Annotated in this window: 15 protein-coding genes and 1 pseudogene; 11 read left to right on the top strand and 5 right to left on the bottom strand. The window is 66.4% G+C overall.

The window, feature by feature from the left end; all coding sequences use genetic code 11:
* The 7 genes from nuoL (at position 1) to trmB (ending at position 9,244) form a co-directional block, all read left to right on the top strand.
* A complete protein-coding gene (nuoL, locus tag TY51_RS08925; protein ID WP_042248544.1) occupies positions 1 to 2,097 on the top strand; it encodes an NADH-quinone oxidoreductase subunit L in 2,097 nt (698 codons plus the stop codon).
* Position 2,098: 1 nt separating this feature from the next.
* Positions 2,099 to 3,652 carry an NADH-quinone oxidoreductase subunit M gene (locus TY51_RS08930; RefSeq protein WP_042248547.1) on the top strand — a complete coding sequence of 518 codons (1,554 nt, stop codon included), beginning with the start codon at positions 2,099 to 2,101 and terminating at the stop codon, positions 3,650 to 3,652.
* Between the two features lie 10 nt (positions 3,653 to 3,662).
* Positions 3,663 to 5,123: an NADH-quinone oxidoreductase subunit NuoN gene (gene nuoN, locus TY51_RS08935; protein WP_042248550.1), complete on the top strand. Its 1,461-nt coding sequence runs from the start codon at positions 3,663 to 3,665 to the stop codon at positions 5,121 to 5,123.
* A complete protein-coding gene (locus TY51_RS08940) occupies positions 5,116 to 5,883 on the top strand; it encodes a biotin--[acetyl-CoA-carboxylase] ligase (RefSeq protein WP_042248553.1) in 768 nt (255 codons plus the stop codon). Before nuoN ends, TY51_RS08940 begins: the two co-directional genes overlap by 8 nt.
* Before the next feature lie 4 nt (positions 5,884 to 5,887).
* The gene (locus TY51_RS08945; protein ID WP_042248556.1) at positions 5,888 to 6,667 is read left to right on the top strand and encodes a type III pantothenate kinase; all 780 of its coding nucleotides are present in this window, start codon (positions 5,888 to 5,890) and stop codon (positions 6,665 to 6,667) included.
* The gene (locus tag TY51_RS08950; protein ID WP_042248559.1) at positions 6,660 to 8,336 is read left to right on the top strand and encodes a ribonuclease J; all 1,677 of its coding nucleotides are present in this window, start codon (positions 6,660 to 6,662) and stop codon (positions 8,334 to 8,336) included. Before TY51_RS08945 ends, TY51_RS08950 begins: the two co-directional genes overlap by 8 nt.
* A 194-nt stretch (positions 8,337 to 8,530) precedes the next feature.
* Positions 8,531 to 9,244, top strand: a complete 714-nt coding sequence (gene trmB / locus TY51_RS08955) for a tRNA (guanosine(46)-N7)-methyltransferase TrmB (RefSeq protein WP_042248586.1) — start codon at positions 8,531 to 8,533, stop codon at positions 9,242 to 9,244.
* Between the two features lie 27 nt (positions 9,245 to 9,271).
* Here the strand turns inward: trmB and glmS are convergent, their stop codons facing one another.
* Both glmS and glmU read right to left on the bottom strand, forming a co-directional pair.
* Positions 9,272 to 11,089, bottom strand: coding sequence for a glutamine--fructose-6-phosphate transaminase (isomerizing) (glmS, locus tag TY51_RS08960; RefSeq protein WP_042248562.1), 1,818 nt, complete (start codon positions 11,087 to 11,089; stop codon positions 9,272 to 9,274).
* Positions 11,089 to 12,432 (bottom strand): bifunctional UDP-N-acetylglucosamine diphosphorylase/glucosamine-1-phosphate N-acetyltransferase GlmU, encoded by a 1,344-nt coding sequence (glmU, locus tag TY51_RS08965; protein ID WP_042248589.1) that lies wholly within the window; start codon positions 12,430 to 12,432, stop codon positions 11,089 to 11,091. The genes glmS and glmU overlap by 1 nt, the downstream gene beginning before the upstream one ends.
* A 117-nt stretch (positions 12,433 to 12,549) precedes the next feature.
* Between glmU and TY51_RS08970 the strand changes: the two genes are divergently transcribed.
* Positions 12,550 to 13,224, top strand: a complete 675-nt coding sequence (locus tag TY51_RS08970; RefSeq protein ID WP_042248565.1) for an HAD-IA family hydrolase — start codon at positions 12,550 to 12,552, stop codon at positions 13,222 to 13,224.
* Between the two features lie 4 nt (positions 13,225 to 13,228).
* Here the strand turns inward: TY51_RS08970 and bfr are convergent, their stop codons facing one another.
* Positions 13,229 to 13,714 (bottom strand): bacterioferritin, encoded by a 486-nt coding sequence (gene bfr / locus TY51_RS08975; RefSeq protein ID WP_042248568.1) that lies wholly within the window; start codon positions 13,712 to 13,714, stop codon positions 13,229 to 13,231.
* A complete protein-coding gene (locus tag TY51_RS08980; RefSeq protein ID WP_042248571.1) occupies positions 13,662 to 13,955 on the bottom strand; it encodes a bacterioferritin-associated ferredoxin in 294 nt (97 codons plus the stop codon). The genes bfr and TY51_RS08980 overlap by 53 nt, the downstream gene beginning before the upstream one ends.
* Positions 13,956 to 14,072: 117 nt before the next feature.
* On the opposite strand from TY51_RS08980, the gene queA reads away from it, so the two are divergent.
* The 3 genes and pseudogenes from queA (at position 14,073) to lpdA (ending at position 17,921) form a co-directional block, all read left to right on the top strand.
* Positions 14,073 to 15,119, top strand: a complete 1,047-nt coding sequence (gene queA, locus TY51_RS08985) for a tRNA preQ1(34) S-adenosylmethionine ribosyltransferase-isomerase QueA (protein ID WP_042248574.1) — start codon at positions 14,073 to 14,075, stop codon at positions 15,117 to 15,119.
* Between the two features lie 85 nt (positions 15,120 to 15,204).
* Positions 15,205 to 16,463, top strand: a pseudogene (locus tag TY51_RS08990) (MFS transporter).
* Positions 16,464 to 16,529: 66 nt separating this feature from the next.
* Positions 16,530 to 17,921, top strand: a complete 1,392-nt coding sequence (lpdA, locus tag TY51_RS08995; RefSeq protein WP_042248577.1) for a dihydrolipoyl dehydrogenase — start codon at positions 16,530 to 16,532, stop codon at positions 17,919 to 17,921.
* Positions 17,922 to 17,972: 51 nt separating this feature from the next.
* Here the strand turns inward: lpdA and TY51_RS09000 are convergent.
* Positions 17,973 to 18,939, bottom strand: a 967-nt coding sequence (locus TY51_RS09000) for a penicillin acylase family protein (RefSeq protein WP_197054703.1), incomplete at its 5' end; no start/stop codon positions are given.

Below are 18,939 nucleotides of genomic sequence, written 5' to 3' on the forward strand. Positions count from 1 at the left end.
ATGGCTCAGTTCATTCTTTTCGCGCCCCTGCTGGGTGCGCTGATCGCGGGCTTCGGCTGGCGCCTGATCGGAGAGCGCGGCGCGCAGATCCTGACGACCGCCATCCTGTTCGCCGCAGCGGCCCTGTCCTGGGTCGTCTTCCTGACCCTGGGCGAGCCGCAGAGCATCCCGGTCATGGACTGGATCGTCTCGGGCGACTTCACCAGCGAATGGGCGATCCGGCTGGACCGCCTGACCGCGATCATGCTGATCGTGATCAACTCGGTCTCGGCGCTGGTCCACCTCTACAGCTTCGGCTACATGGCCCATGACGAGAATTTCGGCGACGACGAGCCCTATCGGGCGCGCTTCTTCGCCTATCTGTCGTTCTTCACCTTCTCGATGCTGATGCTGGTGACGTCCGACAATCTGCTGCAGATGTTCTTTGGCTGGGAAGGCGTGGGCGTCGCGTCCTATCTGCTGATTGGTTTCTACTTCAAGAAACAGTCGGCGGGCGCGGCCGCAATGAAGGCGTTCATCGTCAACCGCGTCGGCGACTTCGGTTTCCTGCTGGGCATCTTCGGCATCTGGTGGCTGACCGGATCGATCCAGTTCGACGAGATCTTCGCCCAGGTCCCGATGCTGGCCCAGACCGAGATGACCTTCCTGTGGCGCGACTGGAACGCGGCCAACGTGCTGGCGATCCTGCTGTTCATCGGCGCGATGGGCAAGTCGGCCCAGCTGTTCCTGCACACCTGGCTGCCTGACGCGATGGAAGGCCCGACCCCTGTGTCGGCGCTGATCCACGCCGCGACGATGGTCACGGCAGGCGTCTTTCTGGTCTGCCGGATGTCGCCGCTGTTCGAATTCGCGCCCGAAGCCAAGATGTTCATCGTCTATATCGGCGCGACCACCGCATTCTTCGCGGCGACCGTCGGTCTGGTCCAGAACGACATCAAGCGCGTGATCGCCTATTCGACCTGTTCGCAGCTGGGCTACATGTTCGTGGCGGCGGGCGTCGGCGTCTATTCGGTCGCCATGTTCCACCTGTTCACGCATGCCTTCTTCAAGGCGATGCTGTTCCTGGGGGCCGGTTCGGTGATCCACGCGATGCACCATGAACAGGACATGCGGAACTATGGCGGGTTGCGGAAGAAGATCCCGCTGACCTTCGCCGCGATGCTGATCGGCACGCTGGCCATCACGGGCGTCGGCATCCCGCTGACCCATATCGGCTTTGCGGGCTTCCTGTCCAAGGATGCCGTGATCGAAAGCGCCTTTGTCGGCAGCACCTATGCCTTCTGGATGCTGGTGATCGCGGCGCTGATGACCAGCTTCTATTCCTGGCGGCTGATGTTCATGACCTTCTTCGGCACGCCGCGGGGCGATCATCATGCGCATGACCACGCGCATGAAAGCCCCCGCGTGATGACCGCGCCGCTGGTCGTGCTGGCCTTTGGTTCGATCTTCGCGGGCATGATCTGGTACAACAGCTTCTTCGAGGAAGAGGGCGTCCAGCAGTTCTTCGGCATGCCCGTCGTCGAGGCCAGCCATGAGGCAGCCGAGCCCGATGCTGCTGGCACGGCGACGGCCGAGGCCGCCCCGGCGGAGGCCGGCCATGCCGCGGCAGAGCCCGGCGAGGGCATCCGCACCGAAGGTGTCGTCGTGGGGCAGGGCGCGATCTACATGCACCCCGACAACCACGTGATGCACGATGCCCACTATGTCCCGGCCTGGGTCAAGGTGTCGCCGTTCGTCGCGATGCTGATCGGGTTCGGGCTGGCCTGGCTTATGTACATCCGCCGTCCCGAGCTGCCCGGCCAATTGGCCGCCCAGCAGCGGGGCCTGTACCAGTTCCTGCTGAACAAGTGGTATTTCGATCAGGCATATGACGCGATCTTCGTGCGTCCGGCCCGCTGGATCGGCCGCAAGCTGTGGACGGCCGGTGACGGAGCCGTTATCGACGGCGCCATCAACGGACTGGCCCTGGGAATCATCCCGCGCCTGACCCGGTTCGCTGGACGGGTGCAGTCGGGCTATCTGTTCCACTACGCCTTCGCGATGGTTCTGGGCATCGTGGGCTTGCTGATCTGGGTGATGATGCGGGGCGCGCAATAACATGACGAACCTTCTTTCGATCATCACCTTCCTGCCCATCGTGGCGGCGGGCATTCTGGCCCTGTTCCTGCGCGGCGACGACGCCGCATCGCAGAAGAACGCCAAGTGGCTGGCCCTGATCGCGACCAGCGCGACGTTCCTGGTGTCGCTGTTCCTGCTGTCGGGGTTCGACCCGGCGAACACGGGCTTCCAGTTCGTCGAGGATCACGCCTGGATCATGGGCCTGCGCTACAAGATGGGCGTGGACGGGATCTCGGTCCTGTTCATCATGCTGACCACCTTCCTGATGCCGCTGACCATCCTGTCTGCGTGGGACGTCAAGGTGCGGGTCAAGGAATACATGATCGCCTTCCTGGTGCTGGAAGGGCTGATGATCGGCGTCTTTGCGGCGCTGGACCTGATCCTGTTCTACCTGTTCTTCGAGGCCGGCCTGATCCCGATGTTCCTGATCATCGGTATCTGGGGCGGCAAGAACCGCATCTATGCGTCGTTCAAGTTCTTCCTGTATACCTTCATCGGATCGGTTCTGATGCTGGTCGCGATGATCGCGATGGCACGCACCGCGGGCACGACCGACATCACCGAGCTGCTGGCCTTCGACTTCCCGTCGCAGACCATGGCGGTGATGGGCTTCAGCGTCGTCGGCGGCATGCAGACGCTGCTGTTCCTGGCCTTCTTTGCCAGCTTCGCGGTCAAGATGCCGATGTGGCCGGTCCACACCTGGCTGCCCGACGCGCACGTGCAGGCGCCGACCGCGGGGTCCGTGGTGCTGGCGGCGGTGCTGCTGAAGATGGGCGGCTATGGCTTCCTGCGCTTCAGCCTGCCGATGTTCCCGGTCGCGTCGGACCTGCTGCAGCCGCTGGTGCTGTGGATGTCGGCCATCGCCATCGTCTATACCTCGTTGGTGGCGCTGGCGCAGTCGGACATGAAAAAGCTGATCGCCTATTCGTCGGTGGCCCACATGGGCTATGTGACGATGGGCATCTTTGCCGCGAACCAGCAGGGGCTGGACGGGGCGATCTTCCAGATGCTGTCGCACGGCTTCATCTCGGGCGCGTTGTTCCTGTGCGTGGGCGTCATCTATGACCGCATGCACACGCGGGAAATCGATGCCTATGGCGGGTTGGTGAATCGGATGCCGGTCTATGCGCTGGTGTTCATGTTCTTCACCATGGCGAACGTCGGCCTGCCGGGAACCTCCGGGTTCGTGGGCGAATTCCTGACCCTGATGGGCGCGTTCCACGCCAACACCTGGGTGGCCTTCGTCGCGGCGACCGGCGTGATTCTGTCTGCGGCCTATGCGCTGTGGCTGTACCGCCGCGTCACCATGGGCGCGCTGATCAAGGAAAGCCTGCGCACGATCACCGACATGACCCCGCGCGAGCGCTGGATCTTTGCGCCGCTGATCGCCATGACCCTGATCCTGGGCGTCTATCCGCGCCTGGTCACCGACATCACCGGCCCCTCGGTCCAGGCGCTGCTGGTGAATTACAACGACGCGCTGCCTGCTGATGCGGCGACGGGCGACCTGGCCTCGGCCACCGCCAGCCATTGAGGAACGCACGATGACCGGTTTGGATATCTCCACCATTCTGCCCGAGCTGCTGCTGGCGATCTATGCGCTGGCGGCGCTGCTGGCGGGGGCCTATCTGGGCAAGGACCGGATCGCGCGGCAGATCCTGTGGGCCAGCGTCGCGGCCCTGCTGGTCGCGGCGATGGTCGTCGGCATGGCCGACCGCCCGCAGCAGAGCGCGTTCTTCGGGATGTTCATGGACGACGCCTTCGGCCGCTTTGCCAAGGTCACGATCCTGCTGTCCGGCGCCGCCGTCCTGGCGATGAGCGCCGAGTATATGGAACGCCATCGCCTGATGCGTTTCGAATACCCGATCCTGATCGTGCTGGCGACGATCGGCATGATGGTGATGGTGTCGGCGGGCGACCTGCTGTCGCTGTACATGGGGCTGGAGCTGCAGTCGCTGGCGCTTTATGTCGTGGCCGCCATGCGCCGCGAAAGCGTCAAGTCGTCCGAGGCCGGGTTGAAGTATTTCGTGCTGGGCGCGCTCAGCTCGGGTCTGCTGCTCTATGGCGCGTCGCTGGTCTACGGCTTTGCCGGCACGACGCAGTTCGCGGGCATCCTGCAGGCCGTTCAGGCGGGCAGCCTGCCCTTGGGCCTGCTGTTCGGTCTGGTCTTCCTGCTGGTCGGTCTGGCGTTCAAGGTATCGGCCGTGCCGTTCCACATGTGGACGCCCGACGTCTATGAAGGCTCTCCGTCGCCGGTGACCGCGTTCCTCGCGACCGCGCCCAAGGTCGCGGCGATGGCGCTGATCGCGCGGCTTATGTTCGACGCCTTCGGCAACGTGCCGGGCGATTGGGGCCAGATCATTGCGGCCTTGGCGGTGATGTCGATGTTCCTGGGTTCGATCGCGGGCATCGGTCAGCGCAACATCAAGCGTCTCATGGCCTATTCGTCCATCGCGCATATGGGTTTCGCATTGGTCGGCTTGGCCGCGGGCACCGCCTATGGCGTGCAGGCGATGCTGATCTACATGGCGATCTATGCGGTCATGAATGTCGGCAGCTTTGCCTTCATCCTGTCGCTGGAGCGTGACGGCCGCCCGATTACCGATCTGGAAAGCCTGAACCGCTTTGCCAGCGCCGAGCCGCTGAAGGCGATGGCCGTCCTGCTGCTGATGTTCAGCCTTGCGGGCGTGCCGCCGCTGGTCGGCTTCTGGGCCAAGTACGGCGTGCTGACGGCGGCCGTCGACGGTGGCATGGCGTGGCTGGCGATCGCCGGGGTGATCGCGTCGGTGATCGGCGCGTTCTATTACCTGCGCATCGTCTTCTACATGTATTTCGGCGCCGAGACCGAGGGCGTGACCAGCCGCATGGGTGGCGTGCAATACGCCGCCCTGCTGGTGCCGGCCTTTGCCCTGCTGCTGGGGTCGATCACGCTGCTGGGCATCGACGACGCCGCGGCGCTGGCCGCGCAGTCGCTGGTCGGTGAAGCCACGGTTGCGGGTGAATAACCCGCCGGCCACATGGCCCCAGGGCGTGGCGCGCCACGTTCTGGACCGCGTGGACAGCACCAACGCCGAAGCCTTTCGGCTGGCCCCGGCCCTGACCGGGCCGGCCTGGATCATGGCCCGCGAACAGCAGGCCGGTCGCGGCCGTCGTGGCCGCGCCTGGACCGACCCTCCGGGAAACTTTGCCGCAACGCTGGTCATGCGCCCGCAGGGGGCGGCGGCCGATGCAGCGCGGTTGTCCTTTGTCGCGGCGTTGGCGGTGCATGATGCGCTGCGCGATCTGTGCGGGCCGGCACTGAACCTGTCGCTGAAATGGCCCAACGACGTGCTGCTGAACGGAGGCAAGCTGTCGGGCATCCTGCTGGAAAGCAGTGGGGCAGGCGGCCAGGTCGCGGTCTTGGCCATCGGCATCGGCGTCAATCTGGCGCAGGCGCCAGAGGCGGCGCAGGTCGAACCCGGCGCGCTGCGTCCGGTTAGTCTGGCCGGGGAGACCGGCCTGACCGTCACCCCTGACGACCTGCTGGACGCGCTGGCCGTGCGGTTCGACGAGGGCGTGCGGCAGATGGCGGCCTATGGCTTTGCGCCCATCCGGGCCGCTTGGCTGACCCGCGCCGCAAAGCTGGGAGAGACGATCACCGCCCGCACCGGCACCGCCGAGATCACCGGACGGTTCGACGGCATCGACGAGACCGGCGCCCTGATCCTGACCGGCCCGCGCGGCCGTCAGGCGATCTCCGCCGCAGACATCCATTTCGGGGGCTAGACCCATGCTGCTGTGCATCGATACCGGCAACACGAACACCGTCTTTTCGATCTGGGAAGGCACGCGGTTCCTGGCCCATTGGCGCATCCGCACCGATCACCGTCGCACGGCGGATGAATACTATGTCTGGCTGTCCACGCTGATCGCGGTGCAGAAATTCGAGTTGCAGATCGATGCCTGCATCATCAGCGCCACGGCGCCGCGTGTGGTCTTCAACCTGCGGGTGCTGTGCAACCGCTATTTCGATACGCGGCCGCTGGTGGTGGGCAAGCCCGACTGCCTGCTGCCGGTGGCGCCGCGCGTCGACGCGGGCACGACGGTCGGGCCGGACCGGCTGGTGAACACGGTCGGCGCCTATGACCGGCACGGGCCGGACCTGATCGTGGTCGATTTCGGCACCGCCACCACCTTCGACGTGGTGGCCGTGGACGGCGCCTATATCGGCGGCGTCATCGCGCCGGGCGTGAACCTGTCGCTGGAGGCGCTGCACATGGGGGCCGCGTCCCTGCCGCATGTCGATGTGACCATGCCCGCGACGGTGATCGGCACGAATACGGTTGCATGTATCCAGTCAGGCGTGTTCTGGGGATATGTGGGGTTGGTCGACGGTATCGTGGGAAAGATCCGCGCCGAGCGCGACCGCCCGATGAAAGTCATAGCCACTGGCGGGCTTGCGCCACTGTTCGATCAGGGGTTCGACCTGTTCGATGCGATTGAAGACGATTTGACGATGCACGGGCTTCGGCTCATTCACGACTTTAACAAGGAGATGGGAAATGGCTGAACGCCTGATCTATCTGCCGCTCGGCGGAGCGGGCGAAATTGGTATGAACGCCTATGTCTACGGATACGGCCTGCCCGGCAAGGAGCGGTTGATCCTGGTGGACCTGGGTGTCACCTTTGGCGACATGGAGGGCAGCCCGGGGATCGACCTGATCATGCCCGACCTGACCTGGCTGGAAAAGAACCGCCACCGTCTGGAGGCGATCTTCGTCACCCACGGGCACGAGGACCACATCGGTGCCATCGCGCATCTGTGGAAACGGTTGGACGTGCCGATCTATGCCCGCCGCTTTACCGGGACGTTGGTGCGCCTGAAGATGGAGGAGCACGGCCTGCCGACTGAGGTGGTCAACATCACCGAGCCGCGCCCCGCCGTGACCAATATCGGCCCGTTCAGCGTGCAGTTCGTGCCGATCAGCCACTCGATCCCGGAAAGCAGCGCGCTGATCATCGACACGCCCGCGGGCCGTGTCGTGCATACGGGCGACTTCAAGATGGACGTGACCCCGGTGGTGGGCGACGCCTTCGACCCGGTCGGCCTGTCCCAGATCGCGGCCGAGGGCAAGGGCGTCAAGGTCCTGGCCTGTGACAGCACCAACATCTTCTCGACCCATCCCGGTCGGTCCGAGGCGGTTCTGGCGACCCCGATCCTGGAATGGGTCATGGCGCAGCAGAACATGGTCGTGGCCACGACATTCGCCAGCAACATCGCGCGTCTGAAGACGCTGGCCGATGCGGCCCGCGCGTCGGGACGCAAGGTCTGCCTGCTGGGCCGCGCGATGCGGCGGATGGTCAGTGTAGGCTTTGATTCGGGCATCCTGAAGGATTTCCCCGACACGATCGGTCCCGAGGAAGCCGCCAAGCTGCCCCGCAACAAGGTCCTGCTGCTGGTCACCGGCAGCCAAGGCGAACGCCGTGCCGCCAGCGCGCAGCTGTCGCGCGGCCGGTATCTGGGTCTGTCGCTGAAGGAAGGCGACAGCTTCCTGTTCAGCTCCAAGACCATTCCCGGCAACGAGAAGTCGGTCGGCCGGATCATGAACGCCTTTAGCGAGGCGGGCGTGGACGTTTGGGACGCCGATGACGGTCTGTACCACGTGTCGGGCCATGCGAACCGTCCCGACATCGAGGCGATGCACGATCTGCTGAAGCCCAAGGTCGTGATCCCGATGCATGGCGAGCACCTGCACCTGCGCGAGCACGTGATGCTGGCCCGTGCCAAGGGCATGACGGCAGAGATCGTGACCAACGGCACGATGCTGGACTTGACGGGCGATCGTCCCAAGGTTTGCGACCAGGTCGAGACGGGTCGTCTGTACTTGGACGGCAACCAGCTGATCGGCGCGATGGACGGGGTCGTGCGCGACCGCATCCGCATGGCGCTGAACGGCCACGCGATGGTCAGCGTGATCGTGGACGAGGACGACAATGTCCTGCCCGATGCTTGGGTCGAGCTGATGGGCCTGTCCGAGCGCACTCGCTCGGGCGGCGAGTTGGCCCGTCAGATCGAGGCCGAGCTGTCCGAGTTCCTGGAGCGTGCCGATGCCCGCACCGTGCGCGACGACGGCAAGATGGATGAGGCGATCCGCAAGATCACCCGCCAGGTCGCGATGGAGGAGATCGGCAAGAAGCCCGAGGTCACCGTCAGCATCAGCCGCCTGATGGCCGACTGACCACGACCCGGCTTGCGTCCCGCGACGGGCCGGGGGGCCAGCCCCCCGGACCCCCCGTCGTCCCAAGGGACCGCAGCGCAGGCTTGGCCATATCGCAGGGGGTCCGGGGGGTGCGAAGCCACCCGGGCACCGCGGGACGCAAAGCGGCGCAGGGGGCTTGAAACCGCGGCGCGCTTGCGGCAATGCCCAGCATCATGAACGACACATCCGAATCCGGCTTTGATCCGAACCCGCCCCGCCGCAACTTCTATGGTCGGCGGCACGGTAAGACCCTGCGGCAAAGCCAGAAGGGCTATCTGTCCGAGGACCTGGGCGAGTTGCGTCCCCGCGGCATCACCCTGCAGGACAATCCGGACCGCGCACAGGTCGATCCGGCGACGATCTTCGGCAATGACCGCCCGGTCTGGCTGGAGGTCGGCTTTGGCGGCGGCGAACACATGGTCCACATGGCCGCCACCTATCCCGACATCAACATCATCGGCTGCGAGCCGTTCATCAACGGCGTCGCGATGCTGTTGGGCAAGATCCGTGCGGCCGGCGTCACGAATGTCAGCGTCCATCCGGGCGATGCGCGCGACCTGATGGATGTGCTGCCCGATGCCAGTATCCAGCGCGCCTTCCTGATGTATCCCGACCCCTGGCCCAAGGCCCGGCACCACCGGCGACGGTTCGTCACGCCCGAACATCTGCGGCCGTTGGCACGGGTGATGCAGCCGGGCGGGATCTTTCGCGTGGCCAGCGACATCCCCGACTATATCCGCCAGACCCGCGAGGAGGTGCCGCCCGCAGGGTTCGAGACGGTCGACGACACGAACCAGGCCTGGGACGACTGGATCAGCACCCGGTATGAGAAAAAGGCCCTGCGCGAGGGGCGCCCGCCCCATTACGTCACCTTTCGCCGCCTGTAGCAGAAGGCCCGCCGAAGCGGGCCTTTCTTATTCCACGGTGACGGATTTTGCCAGGTTCCGGGGCTGGTCGACATCAGTGCCCTTGGCGACGGCCGTGTGGTAGGCAAGGTACTGCATCGGCACCGCATAGAGGATCGGCTGGAACACCCCGCCGCCCGTGGGCAGGGCCAGGCTTGCAGTGATGCCGTCGCCCGCAGCAGCGATCCCCGCCGCGTCCGAGATCAGCAGCACCTGGCCATGGCGCGCCATCACCTCCTGCATGTTCGAGATGGTCTTGTCGAACAGCGCGTCATGCGGCGCCAGTACCACCACCGGCACGTCGCCGTCGATCAGCGCGATGGGGCCGTGCTTCAGCTCTCCGGACGCATAGCCCTCGGCGTGGATATAGCTCAGTTCCTTGAGCTTGAGCGCACCTTCCAGCGCGACCGGGTACAGCGCGCCGCGGCCCAGATACAGCACGTCGCGGGCCTGGGCCAGCCAGTCGGCCTGGTCGCGGCAGGCATCCGACAGGGCCAGCGCCTGCGCCAGCAGGCCCGGAATGGCGCGCAGATCGCGCAGATGGGCGTCCAGCCCCGCATCGTCGATCCGGCCGCGATCATGCGCCGCCTTGAGCGCCAGCACGGCCAGTACGGCCAACTGACAGGTGAAGGCCTTGGAGGACGCCACGCTGACCTCGATCCCGGCCAGCGTGGGCAGGGCCATGTCGGCGTCCCGCGCGATGGCGGACGTGCCCACGTTCACCAGCCCCACGGTCCGCGCAACCTTGCCGCGGGCATAGTGCAGGGCGGCCAGCGTGTCCGCGGTTTCACCGGACTGGCTGACGGCGACGAACAGGCTGCGATCCGACAAAGGCGGCTCGCGATAGCGGAACTCGGACGCGACATCGATGTCGCAGGGCAGGCCCGCCAGCTGTTCGAACCAGTATTTCGCGACATGGCCCGCCAGATGCGCGGTACCGCAGCCGACCAGGGTCACCCGGTCGATGGCGGCAAAATCCAGCCCGTCGGACAGCACGATCCGGTCACCCTTGATGTAATGGGTCAGCACGTCGCCGATCACCACGGGCTGTTCGGCGATCTCCTTGGCCATGAAATGGCGGTGGCCGGCGCGGTCGATCACCGTTGCGCCGACATCAATGCGGGCGGTGGGGCGGTGCGCCTGGTGGCCTTCGGCGTCCCAAATCTGCACGCCCGCGCGGGTCAGGACGGCGTGATCGCCATCCTCCAGATAGGTGATGCGGTCGGTGAAGGGCGCCAGCGCGACCGCGTCGGAACCCAGGAACATCTCTCCATCGCCATGGCCGATGGCCAGCGGGCTGCCCTTGCGGGCCGCGATCAGCAGGTCGGGTTGATCCTGGAACAGGAAGGCCAGCGCAAAGGCACCGTGCAGGCAGGCCAGCGTGGCGCGCGCGGCCTCCAGCGGCGACAGGCCCTGGTCCAGGTGATGCGCGGTCCACAGCGCCACGGTTTCCGTGTCGGTCTGCGATTCGGGCGTGATGCCCAGGTCGGCCAGTTCGGCGCGCAGTTCGCGGAAATTCTCGATGATGCCGTTATGGACGACGGCGACGGGGCCGGACTGGTGGGGATGGGCGTTGACCTCGGTCGCGGCGCCATGGGTGGCCCACCGGGTGTGGCCGATGCCCGCGTGTCCGGTCAGCGGCTGGTGGACCAGCCGGTCCGACAGGTTCACCAGCTTGCCGACCGCGCGCCTGCGGTCCAGCCGCCCCGCGCTGTCGACGGTCGCCACACCGGCGCTGTCATAGCCGCGATATTCCAGGCGCTTGAGCGCATCGACCAACTGCGGAGAGACCTCGTGGTTGCCCAGGATTCCGATGATGCCGCACATCAGCGCGCCTCCTTCTTCAGCCGCAGCGCCGCCATCAGGCGGGCCGCCAGACCCGGTTTCGTGACCTGACGCGCCCGGCCGATGGCCAGCGCGCCGTCGGGGATGTCCTCGGTGATGGTGCTGCCCGACCCGGTCATCGCATCCGCGCCGACATGGACGGGCGCCACCAGCATGGTGTCGCTGCCGATGAAGGCGCGCGGGCCGATGGTGGTGCGATGCTTGGACACGCCGTCATAGTTGCAGGTGATCGTCCCTGCGCCGATGTTCGTGTGCTCGCCCACATGGGCGTCGCCCAGATAGGTCAGGTGGCCGACCTTGACGCCTTCGTCCAGGACAGCGTTCTTGATCTCGACGAAGTTGCCGACATGCACATCCGCGCCCAATTCGGCGCCGGGGCGCAGGCGGGCAAAGGGTCCGACGGTCGCGCCCTCGCTGACATGACAACCCTCGAGGTGGCAGAAGGGCAGGATCTCGGCCCCCGATTCCACCGTCACGCCGGGACCGAAGACCACGTTCGGCCCGATCACCGCATCGCGCCCGATGACCGTGTCCAACGCCAGAAAGACGCTGCCGGGATCGGTCAGGGTCACCCCGTCCTCCATCAGGCTTGCGCGGGCGCGGGCCTGAAAGGCGGCTTCGGCGGCGGCCAGTTCGGCGCGGGTGTTGATGCCAAGCGTCTCGGCCTCGTCGCAGATCACCACGTCGGCGCGGCGTCCCTCGGCACGGGCCAGGGCCACCAGGTCGGTCAGATAGTACTCGCCAGCGGCATTGTCGTTGCCCAGGCCCGCGATCAGACGGCGCAGCAGGTCGGCCTGCAGCGCCATGACGCCGGAATTGCACAGCGCGATGTCGCGGGTCGCGGCGTCGGCGTCCTTGAACTCGACGATGCGTTCCAGCCCGCGGTCGGTCACGACCAGCCGGCCATAGCGGCCCGGATCATCGGCCTCAAAGCCCAGCACGACCAGGTCGGCGGGGTGGGCGGCCAGTTCGTCCAGCGTATCCTGGGCGATGAAGGGGGTGTCGCCGTAAAGGATGATCACCCGACCCTCGAACCCCTCAAGGCTGGGCAGGGCCTGGCGCACGGCGTGGCCGGTGCCCAGCTGTTCGGCCTGCAGGACGGTCGCGGCCTCCGGGTCCAGCTTTGCCACCGCGCGGGCAACGGCCTCTGATCCGTGGCCGGTCACGACGACGATCTGTTCCGGCTGCAGGTTGCGCGCCGAACGCAGCGCGTGGCCGACCAGCGGCACCCCGCCAAGCCGGTGCAGGACCTTGGGCAGGTCCGACTGCATCCGGCTGCCCTGTCCTGCCGCCAGAACCACCACCGCCACTGCGCTTTCCGACATGCCCGACCCCATCGCCTGTTTGCTTTTTCTATCCGGCGTTCTAATCGGGGCGGGACGCGCTGGAAAGGCCCGGCGCGGTCACCTTTGTTTTCCAAACGTTTCCACAGGGGATGGCGCATGGCGGGTACGGTGGTCTTCGATCTGGACGGAACGCTGGCGGACACGTCCGGCGATCTGGTCGCGGCGGCGAATGCGTGCTTTCGCGCACGGGGCCTGGGCGACCTGCTGGACCCGGTCGCGGATGCGCTGATCGCATTCCACGGCGGGCGGGCGATGCTGCGGGCGGGTTACGGCCGGATGTCGGGCGACACGCTGCTGCCGCCCGGCGCCGAGGATGAGGATTTCGACAGCCTGCTGGGCCACTATGGGGCGGCCATCGCGGTTTACACGCGGCTGTATCCGGGGGTGGAGACGGCGCTGGACCGGCTTGCCGCCGACGGGCACCGCCTGGCCGTGTGCACCAACAAGCCCGAAGCGCTTGCCGAGACATTGCTGCGCGAACTGGGCATCCGCGATCGTTTCGGCGCGATGATCGGTGCCGACACGCTGCCGGTGCGCAAGCCCGATCCGCGGCCCTATCAGGCCGCGGTCGAGGGCGCCGGCGGGACCGTCGCGCGGTCGTTCCTGGTGGGCGATACCGAAACGGACCGCAAGACGGCGGCGGCGGCGGGGGTGCGCGTGGCGCTGGTCAGCTTCGGCCCCGAGGGCGAGGCGATCTCTCGCCTGGCGCCCGAGGTTCTGCTGGCCCATTTCGACCAGCTGCCGGCGATTGCCCGCGACTGGCTGAGCTGAGGGCCTACTCGGCCTCGTCGGCGGATTTCGCGTTCAGCTGGCCATAGTTCTGGGCGCCGATCGTTTCGAACAGGTGGATCTGCGTCTCCAGGAAGTCGATATGACCTTCCTCATCCTGGATCAGCTCCTCGAACAGCATCTTGCTGGGATAATCGCCGACGCTTTCGCAATGGTCGCGCGCCTCGATGTACAGCGTGCGGGCGTCATGTTCCGCGGCCAGATCGCTGTCCAGCGTCTCGCGCAGGTTCTGGCCGATTCGCAGCGGGTCCAGCCGCTGCAGGTTGGGATGACCTTCCAGAAAGATGATCCGCTGGATCAGCTTGTCGGCGTGGTTCATCTCCTCGATGGATTCGGCGCGCGACTTGGCCGCGATCTTGCCGAAGCCCCAATCCTCCTGCAGGCGATAGTGCAGCCAGTATTGGCTGACCGCCGTCAGCTCAGAGCGCAGTGCGGCGTTGAGATACTCGATGACCTTGGCGTCGCCCTTCATGGGTGGCATCCTTCTTGCTGTCTGTTCTGGCGCGCAAAATCGGCGGCGCGACGCCCAGCTTATCGCACGCGCGCATGGTGTCCAGAAACAGCGGCATGCAGCCCCCGCAATCAGCCCGCTTTCCCAACGCGTGATAGATCTTGCCCGGCGTGATGATGGTCTGGGCGTCCGCCGCCCGCATCCAGTCGATGGCGGCGCGGATGTCGTGATCCGAGATCATGGTGCAGTGGCAGACGATCATGGCGGGCTCCTGTCGGGCGGAGACTTACCAAATCGCTCGGACTTGTAAAGTCCGACGTTTTCGCTTTGGCATCACGCCTGCTTGACGCGGACGCGGGCGGGCCGCAAAACCCCGGCCATGAAGCTGTCCGATTTCGATTTCGACCTGCCCGCCCATCTGATCGCCACGCGGCCCGCCAAGCCGCGCAGTTCCGCACGCCTGCTGCTGGCAGAGGGTGGCACGATCGCTGATCGCCACGTGGGCGATCTGCCGCAGATCCTGCGCCCCGGCGACCTGCTGGTTCTGAACGACACCAAGGTCATTCCCGCCCGCCTGACCGGCACCCGCGCCCGCCAGACCCCGCAGGGCGAGGCCGTGGCCCGGATCGAGATCACGCTGCTGGAGCCCGCCGCCGACGGCTGGCAGGCGCTGGCCAAGCCCCTGCGCAAGCTGCGCGTGGGCGAGGTGATCCGGTTCGGCGACGCCCTGTCCGCCACCGTGGTCGAGATGACGGCAACCGGCCTGCGGCTGGTCTTCGACGCCACGGGCGATGCCTTCGACGCGGCGCTGCAGCAGGTGGGCGCCATGCCGCTGCCGCCCTATATCGCCGCGCTGCGGGCGCCCGACGATCAGGACCGCGACGACTATCAGACGGTCTGGGCCGCGCGGCAGGGTGCCGTGGCCGCCCCCACCGCCAGCCTGCATTTCAATGCCCCCCTGCTGCAGGCGCTGTCCGCGCAGGGCGTTCAGTTCGTGCACGTGACGCTGCATGTGGGGGCGGGGACGTTCCTGCCGGTCAAGGTCGACGACGTCACCACCCACCGCATGCATGCCGAATGGGGAGAGGTCTCGCCCGAGGCCGCCGCGGCGATCAATCGCGCCAAGGCCGAAGGCCGCCGGGTGATCCCGGTCGGCACCACCGCCCTGCGCCTGATCGAATCGGCCGCCCCCCAGGCCGGACGCATCGCGCCGTTCCAGGGCACGACCGACATCTTCATCTATCCCGGCTATCAATTCCGGGTGACCGACGGGCTGATGACGAACTTTCACCTGCCCAAATCCACGCTGCTGATGCTGGTCTCGGCGCTGATGGGGCCGGAAAAGATCAGGGAAATCTATGGACATGCGGTCCAAGGGGGCTATCGTTTCTTCAGCTATGGCGACGCGTCGCTGCTGATCCCCTGACGTCGCATTCCGGCTGGCAACGGGGCCCTGTCGGGCATAGGTCGGACATTCCGCCCCCACGCCCCTGAACAAGACGAGACCCGCGATGATTTCGGTGTTGCGCACCACTTGGCCGCTGCTGCTTGGCATCCTTCTGCTGATGGTCGGCAACGGCATGCAAGGCACCCTGCTGGGTATCCGCGGCGGGATCGAGGGCATCCCGACCTTCCAGATGTCCATCGTCATGGCCAGCTATTACGGCGGGTTCCTGCTGGGCAGCCTGACCGTCCCGGACCTGATCAAGAACGTGGGCCATGTGCGGGTCTTTGCAGCCTTGGGGTCGCTGATCAGCGCCGTGCTGGTCCTGTTCGCGGTCGAGCCACACTGGATCAGCTGGACGGTCCTGCGGTTCCTGATCGGGTTCTGCTTCTGCGGGGTCTATGTCACGGCGGAAAGCTGGCTGAACGCGGGCTCGACGAACGAGAACCGGGGGCAGGCGCTGTCGCTCTACATGATCGTGCAGCTGCTGGGGATCGTTATCGCCCAAGCCCTGCTGAACGTCAGCAGCCCCGCAGGCTATCTGCTGTTCATCATTCCGTCGGTGCTGGTGTCGCTGGCCTTCACGCCGATCCTGCTGTCGGCCCAGCCCGCGCCGCAGTTCCAGACGATCAAGCGGATGTCGTTCGCGAAACTGTACCGCGCCTCGCCCTTGGGCTGCGTGGGGATCTTCCTGATCGGGGGGGTATTCTCGGTCCTGTCGGGGATGTCGTCGGTCTGGGGCGCGCAGATCGGGCTGTCGGTGGCGCAGATCAGCCTGTTCGTGGCCGCGATCTATGCCGGGGGCCTGGTCCTGCAATATCCGATCGGGTGGATTTCCGACCGCTATGACCGGCGCAAGCTGGTGCTGGGCATGTCGGCGATCGGGGGCCTTTGCGGGCTGATCACCGTCGCGGCGCAGCCTGGCACCCTTGGCCTGGTCATCGCGGGGGCGATCATGGGCGGGGTCGCGAACCCGGTCTATGCGCTGCTGCTAGCTTATACCAACGACTATCTGGACCAGTCCGACATGGCGTCGCGTCGGCGGGCCTGCTGTTCATCTATGGCATCGGCAGCATGGGCGGTCCGATCATCACCGGCTGGTTGATGGGCGTCATCGGGCCGGACGGGTACTGGGTGTATATGGGCGTCCTGCTGGCGCTGCTGACGGCCTATGCCGGCTGGCGCACCACGCAGCGCCGCGCGCTGACCCCGGACGAACAGGGCAGCTTTGCCGTCATCACCCCCAACGCCACCCCCCTGGCCGTCGATGCGGTGCTGGAGGAGGCCCAGTCCGACGACCCTCAGCAGCAGCAGGCCAGCGCCTGACCGGCGGCTTGCTGCCTTGGGGCAAATGGTTTAACGCTGAACTATAATTCATCAGCGGGGGACCCGATGGCCCAGAATTTCGACTTGGTGGTGATCGGCGCAGGGCCGGGCGGCTATGTGGCCGCGATCCGGGGCGCGCAGCTGGGCCTCAAGGTGGCCTGTATCGAACGCGAGCATCTGGGCGGCATCTGCCTGAACTGGGGCTGCATCCCGACCAAGGCCATGCTGCGGTCCGCCGAGGTGTACCACCTGATGCATCGCGCCAAGGAATTCGGGCTGAAGGCCGACAGCATCGGCTATGACCTGGACGCGGTCGTGAAGCGGTCGCGCGGCGTCGCCAAGCAGCTGTCCGGCGGCATCGGCCACCTGTTCAAGAAGAACAAGGTGACGGTCATCATGGGCGAGGCCAAGCTGGCCGGCAAAGGCCGCGTGACCGTCAAGACCGACAAGGGGACCGAGGAGATCACCGCGAAATCCATCGTTCTGGCCACCGGCGCGCGGGCGCGCGAGCTGCCGGGGCTGGAGCCGGACGGCAAGCTGGTCTGGAACTACAAGCATGCGCTGGTGCCGCCGCACATGCCGAAAAAGCTGCTGGTCATCGGATCGGGCGCCATCGGCATCGAATTCGCCAGCTTCTTCAACACGCTTGGCGCCAAGACGACCGTCGTCGAGGTCATGGACCGCGTCCTGCCCGTCGAGGATGCCGAGATCAGCGCATTCGCCAAGAAGCAGTTCGTCAAGCAGGGCATGACGATCATGGAAAAGGCCGCGGTCAAGAAGCTGGACCGCAAGGGCGACATCGTCACGGCCCATATCGAGGTCGGCGGCAAGACCGAGACGCATGATTTCGACACGGTGATCTCTGCCGTTGGCATCGTCGGCAACACCGAAGGGCTGGGCCTGGAGGAGGCGGGGATCAAGGTCGACCGCACCCATGTCATCACCGACGAATACTGCCGCACCGGGGTCGAGGGCGTCTATGCCATCGGCGACCTGGCCGGCGCGCCCTGGCTGGCGCACAAGGCCAGCCACGAGGGCGTCATGGTGGCCGAACTGATCGCCGGCGGTCATCCGCACGCGATCAAGCCGGGATCCATCGCGGGCTGCACCTATTGCCACCCCCAGATCGCATCGGTCGGCCTGACCGAGGCCAAGGCCAAGGAACAGGGGCTGGACATCAAGGTCGGCCGCTTCCCCTTCATGGGCAACGGCAAGGCCATCGCCCTGGGCGAGCCCGAGGGCATGATCAAGACGATCTTCGACGCCAAGACGGGCGAGCTGCTGGGCGCGCACATGGTCGGCGCCGAGGTGACCGAGCTAATCCAGGGTTACGTCATCGGCCGCCAACTGGAGACGACCGAACAGGACCTGATGGAGACGGTGTTCCCGCATCCCACCCTGTCCGAGATGATGCACGAATCCGTGCTGGACGCATACGGGCGTGCCATCCACTTCTGATCGCGACGCGATCACGGTGACACAGGGGGGCGGTTTCGCCCCCCTTTCGCGTCAGTCGGCAGGGGTCAGCGTGGTGACACCCGCAGCGGCGGCACGGGCCAGGCCGGGGTCCAGCGACATGCCGATATATTCCCCACGACGCCACAGCCCCGCCAGATCGTCGTAATGCCGCGACAGCGGGTGGCCCGACTGCCCGGTCGAGGTGATGAACACCGAACTGTCCGGGTCCGCCAGGTCGATCACGCTGCGATAGCCCGCTCCGCCGACGGCCTGGAACGGGTCGTTGCCGGTGCCGATCATGCCGGTTCGGGCCACGGTGAACTCTCCGCCCGAGATCGACTGCGTGATGTTCATGATCCAGCCAAGCGCGGGCAGCGCGCCCAGGCCCGGATGCATGTGCTGTGCCTGATGCGCGTCGCCCCACCGCCAGCTGGTCACGTCGGGACCGTATTTGGCGGTCAGGTCCAGGATGGCGCGGTCCAGCGACTGGCGGGCGATGGTCGCGCAATCCTCGGTCGCGGCACTTTGGACCACGTCGCACCAGGCGGCGGCGCCGTCGCGGTCGCGGAACACCGCGTCGATGAAATGCGGCTGCAGGCGGATCAGGTCGTCGGCCACCGGTCCCAGCTCGTCCCGGACCAGACGATCCTGCAGCGCGCCCATCCAGGCGGCATAGATCAGCGGTTCCGGCAGATGCTCGTTCATGGCGCCGTCCCATTCGGCCAGCAGGGTCAGGGCGTCCTGACGTTGGCGCTCCGGGGTGCCGGGTGCCGCCGGATCCCCGGTGAACCACAGGTTGGCCCCCACCAGCGGCAGCAGCGCGCGGGCCGCCGGGCTGACCACGTCCAGCTGCGCCGCGATGAAGCTGTCGCGGGAATGCACCTCTCGGTTGCCCAGCAGGCCGGACAGGCGGTCCTGGCGCAGGCCGTCGGCATCCGCCTCCTCGGTCGCCAGGGCCAGGCCGTCCTGGGGGCGGCGGGCTTCGGTCGCCAGCGACACGGTGCCCTGCCAGGCGGTG

Source organism: Paracoccus sp. PAMC 22219 (assembly GCF_000787695.1).
GTDB lineage: Bacteria > Pseudomonadota > Alphaproteobacteria > Rhodobacterales > Rhodobacteraceae > Paracoccus.